Origin of the sequence: Paraburkholderia mimosarum LMG 23256 = NBRC 106338 (genome assembly GCF_000739815.1) — a bacterium.
Classification (GTDB): domain Bacteria; phylum Pseudomonadota; class Gammaproteobacteria; order Burkholderiales; family Burkholderiaceae; genus Paraburkholderia; species Paraburkholderia mimosarum.
This window is the reverse complement of the sequence record NZ_BBJJ01000172.1, coordinates 1-4644: the sequence shown is the minus strand read 5'-3', so window position 1 is coordinate 4644 and position 4644 is coordinate 1. Positions and strand designations below refer to the sequence as shown.

The 4644-nt window shown below is 55.8% G+C and carries 3 protein-coding genes and 2 pseudogenes; 1 reads left to right on the top strand and 4 read right to left on the bottom strand.

Annotated elements, in window-relative coordinates:
* Nucleotides 1–431: 431 nt before the first annotated feature.
* Nucleotides 432–1765: pseudogene (locus tag BMI01S_RS36040) on the bottom strand (IS5 family transposase); the annotation flags it as partial.
* A gap of 121 nt (nt 1766–1886) precedes the next feature.
* A pseudogene (locus BMI01S_RS36035) lies at nt 1887–2265 on the bottom strand (DUF4158 domain-containing protein); the annotation flags it as partial.
* Between the two features lie 326 nt (nt 2266–2591).
* Here BMI01S_RS36035 and BMI01S_RS36030 point away from each other — a divergent pair.
* Complete coding sequence (locus tag BMI01S_RS36030) at nt 2592–2993, top strand: integrase core domain-containing protein (protein ID WP_052408487.1); 402 nt, start codon at nt 2592–2594, stop codon at nt 2991–2993.
* Between the two features lie 131 nt (nt 2994–3124).
* On the opposite strand, the gene BMI01S_RS40165 is transcribed toward BMI01S_RS36030, so the two are convergent.
* Complete coding sequence (locus BMI01S_RS40165; RefSeq protein WP_081723669.1) at nt 3125–3997, bottom strand: cytolethal distending toxin subunit B family protein; 873 nt, start codon at nt 3995–3997, stop codon at nt 3125–3127.
* Between the two features lie 331 nt (nt 3998–4328).
* Entirely contained in the window at nt 4329–4523 is a 195-nt protein-coding gene (locus BMI01S_RS36025; RefSeq protein WP_244145511.1) for a transposase, read from the bottom strand.
* Between the last annotated feature and the right edge of the window lie 121 nt (nt 4524–4644).

Genomic DNA, 4644 nt, shown 5'->3' with positions numbered 1-4644 from the left:
AGGAGCTGGTCGGTCGCCGAGCACAACGCGTAGCGCATGAAGCAGGCGGCCTCGAGCCGCCGTATGGCCGGCTGGATGCGGTGACTCACCGAGGGTTTGCGGTCCGCGCAGCGCCGCGCATAATGCCGGACGATAGCTTCGTTGCATGTGTCGGGCCACTGCACCCATACACCGAGCTCGACCAGATAGTCGAGCTTGCGCAAGAGTTCGCTCATCTGTCGCGTCGAATTGCGCAGCGGCACCGACCACAGCCATTGCTGTAGGCTCGATGCCTCGCCATGGGGCTTCGGCAGCAACTTGCCCCAACGATCCAATGTGGTTTCGCCAAAGGCCTGCGTATGCTCGCCCGTGAGCGTGGCTTCGACGTCCCGGATGGCCTGCACGATCAGTTCCCGCAAGGTGCGATCGCGCGGCAACAGGATCCGGTGTTCAATTGCGCGCAGCAACCAGCGCAGGTTATACCCGGCAGCACACAGCACCGCGTGTAACGCGTCGCCGGTTTTTCCTTTGAGCCAGCACCGCCGCATGCCGTGGTCGTGCTTTACATGGCCGATGATCGGTTCGATCGCCTGCCGTCGCTTGAGCCAACGTCGCTGTGTGCTTGTCAGGGTCTTGTGTTTTCCGCGATGAATAAGGTCTACTGATGATACTTCAGCATCGACGCCACGAAATCCGAGATCGACCAGAACCGTCTTTGGTTGCGGCGTACCCGGCAAATCCTGCAGCAGAATGGTGCTCTGTTCAAGTTGCTCTGCCAGCGTGTGACCGTCGTAGGGGTTACCTGGGAACGCCCGCGCGCCAACGATGAGTCCTTGTTTCTCCGTGATCGCGAGACTCACCTTGACGCCGAACTCATAAGGTTGCCGCGCCTTGCCTTTCCCGATGCACTCAACTTCAGGCGCGTGCAGGGCATACAACTTGTTCTTGTCCTTTGGACGTTGGGGTAAATGCGCCATGCCCGTTCCAGCCACACGCGCAGTTGTGTCTGCCGTTCGTCCGGTGCCGCGGGCAGCTTGCGTTCGATGTCGCGCAGCAACCGCCCCAATACTGTGCGCTGGCGTTTGAGTACACGACGCAGGCGCTTGAACTGTTTCGCATGCGCATAGCCGCCCGCGCGGCGACGTAGCCGTTTGCCTTCACGCTCGTAGGTTTGCTTCAGCGCCAGGCCGGCGCGTTGCGCTAACTGCACGAGTCTGCCCCTTGCCACCTCAAGCAGACGACTGTCGGTCGGATAAGCAACCGCCTTCTCCTGAACCGTTGTATCAACAATCACGCGTTCGAATTCGGCCGGTGTCACCGCCTTCATCTCCATGGCCGCCGCAATCGTCGTCGCGAGCAACTCCTCGACACCTGCCTCCCCCAGCGCCTGCCGAAAGCGCACGAGGTTGGTCGGGTCGCACGGCAGAAGCGGCTGAAAGTACTCCTCGCCACAGAAGTACTGGAAGTACACGTCCTGGGCCCAGCGCTCGCATACCGAATCGTCACTCTCGTTGTAGGCGTGCTTCAGGTACAGCAGACCGACCATCAGCCGCACAGGCAAGCGCGGACGCCCTGCAGCGCTGACACCCGCACCAGCGAGCTTCGGCGTCACGCCGAAGAGGTCAACCGCTTCGCTCACCCGGCCGTCGCGCGATTGCCGCGCAAAAACCGGATCCAGAGCCGCTTCGATCGAAGCCCACGACATCCTCGTCGCCAGCACGGCAAGCGGGTGGCGCAGATCAATCATCGAGTCCAGACGGCTGCGAAAGAAATCAGGCGTGCTCATTGGCGACCACTCCGAAACTCCCAGAATCTTTATCAGATCGATATTCGTTCTGGGAGTTCTCCGGCCCGTCAACTAACGACATCTCCATGCCTGGCGGGGCCTCACGAATTTATGCAGGCCCGACCACGTAGCGGCGTTGGTGTTCGGTCATGGAGCCGAAGCCGAGCGCCTGGTACGCGCAGGCCTGATGTTCGACCAGCGTGTCGGTATGGCCGTCGTACAGCGACGTCATCGTCCCGAGATCGGGTGGTTCGATGCCGAGCTGTTGCCCCAGGTGCTGCCAGAGATTCCGTGGCACGTACCGGCAAGCATCGAGCGTGCGACCGGTCATGCGCACGAAACCAACGTGAAGCGCCAGCGCGAAGCGGTAGGCGTGTCGGCGACGCGCGTTGATCAACGCGTTCCTTCGCGGAAAACGTGAAGAACGTGGCGAGCTCGAACTCGTTGAGCGTGTGCGGGATGGACCGCATCCCGAGATAGGCCTGCCGCCAGTGTTCCATCGCCGTCCGCTCCGCAGCCGAAAGAGGAACCGCTCAGGCTATGCCAACAATATCGCCTTAACAATTGGGGGCGAGGCACTGGGTGCCTCCGGGGAAGACAAACAGCAAGCTTTTGATTTTACGGAGACTTTATAAAGGGTTAGACCGCAAAGCCTTGTCAGGTCTGGAACCCGCTAACCCGGTAAACGGCATGAAAATCACGGGGACCCCGAGTCAGCATCGGCGACAAAAAGCCGCCATCCTCTCCCGGGTGGGTCAGGCTTACTTCGGCGGGTGGCTTCGCGGCCGTCGATCATAGCGACGGGTATTGCGCAGGCATCCACGCGGTGAAGGCTGGTGACCGCTTCGCCGCGCTTGAGCCTATTGCTCAGGGGCTGCAAAGCGAATTCGGCGGGGTGAGTGCCGCGATCGGAGCGGGACTGACGCCGTGGATGGATCATGGCTCCCAGTACACGTCCGACGACTTTCGGAACCAGCTCAAATTCTGGGGCGTCACGGCCAGCTACGCCTTCGTCGCCGAACCGCAAACCAATGGTGTTGCTGAGCGGTTCAATCGGACCATGAAAGAACAAAAGATTCACGGGCGTATCTTCAGGAATGTTGATGAAGTTCGTGACGCTGTCGTTGACTTCAAAGATCGTTACAACCGAGAATGGCGGCTGGAAAAACTGGGCTTCATGTCACCCCTCGAAGCCCGTCAGGCACGGCTGTTCAAACAGGCCGCCTGAGTCCCAAAACCGTGTCCAAACAATCCGGGCCGATACAGGCCGTTCATATAGCGGCGTTTGAAGTGCCCGTCCGGGACTTTAGCTCTTCTACAATAAGAATCGCGGGCGAACCACCTATTTGCACGAAATCCCTATTTTTTAGGACAAAATAAAATAGGATAATGATCTGATGCCAATTGACCCATTAAGCTTGGAGTGAACAAACTGCAATTGCAACCGGGGCCGCCAGACGGATTATTAACCCTCCCGGCCACCCCATAATCCAGATTGCCGCCACCTTTTTGGGTTGGCCGATCCTGGTTCTGAAAAGTCACATCCCTGTATTCTTGAGGATAATTTCTCCGAAGGAGATCTTTCAGCCTATCTGGATTGCGATTAAAATCACCGCTGATAAACCACTGATCATTAATTTTATTTTCGCTAAAATATTCCCAAACCCGCGCAACAATTGCCCCAGAATCCATTCCTCCATTAGCAAGAGAATGAATTGAAAAATAGTAATCCGACCCGAGCCTAATTCCCAATATTGGCCTTGCTCCGGACCACGCTCTCGGCTTGAGAAAAAACACTTGATTAGCTCTATCCCTGCTAATAATTGCAAGATTTACCCGATTGGCTCCAGCATCAATCCTGGAAAAATAAACATAATAGTTAATTGGCCTTGCTCGCGTACCCAAATTCCAGAGATACTCCTCTATGGGAGCGACAACTTCATCAGGATTTACCAGACGACCATCCAATGGTAATGGAGGATTAATCGTTATAGAATCAGGCAACGATCCGGCCTCCTGTATCGTAACAATATCTATGGGAATTGAATCACGTACCGAACCATCATTATTCTTTCCAAGCAAAAGATGGCGAATATTAACGTTCCATTTACTCTCCGTGCTCGCGCTAGAGCCTTGAAGATTCCAGGTGACTACGCGACGATCATTGATTGCCGCAAATGAATTGTTCGCACAATAGACTGCCAGAAAGGTAAAAATTATCCACACCTTCATCCAGAAATCCTTTTATCCAATGGAAATAATCGAATAGAATTACCGTCGCCGCATGTCAAAACTCGTTCCGCTAGGCGCAAGCTAGATTAAGCATAAGCCACTATCAGGATACACAACGATTGGAGGCTTCAGTCAATACAATCTCTCTATTAAATTGATTTTGAACAAATTTCCTCAAAACATATTGTTTCAGGTTGTGGTAGTGGTTCTGGTGCAAATAGGTAAGCGGATTGAGAAAGCTCATATAGGTAAGAAAGCTTATCGATCAGACAGGACCGCATTCCATACGGCTTTGCCCGAATGGGTACAAGTTTCCGTGCTATGGACGCGACTATGCATTTTTGACGCAAATCGGTTTGCCGAAGGCGTTCCACCGGTTCAGCAGGTTGGCGATGATTACCCCTTCGCCTTCCTGCGACGCAAGCTCCTGCGTCAGCAGGCGCGCGCCGATGCAGCGCTTGATGCGCGAGATCTGTGCCTCGACCAGCGAGGGGCACACCGTAGCCGTATTTCTTGTGAAATGCATAGATGCCTTTGTCCTCGATGTATCTGACGATCTGGTCATGCCGGCGGGTTCGCTCCTCGCCGTGTACGACAGCGTGAGCTGGCGGTGGGATGACGGGCGTCACGCCCGTGCCTGAAAGCGC

Coding starts and splice junctions, on each gene's coding strand:
- BMI01S_RS40165 (WP_081723669.1), bottom strand. CDS start 3,997: ATGAAGGTGTGGATAATTTTTACCTTTCTGGCAGTCTATTGTGCGAAC.
- BMI01S_RS36025 (WP_244145511.1), bottom strand. CDS start 4,523: ATGCATTTCACAAGAAATACGGCTACGGTGTGCCCCTCGCTGGTCGAG.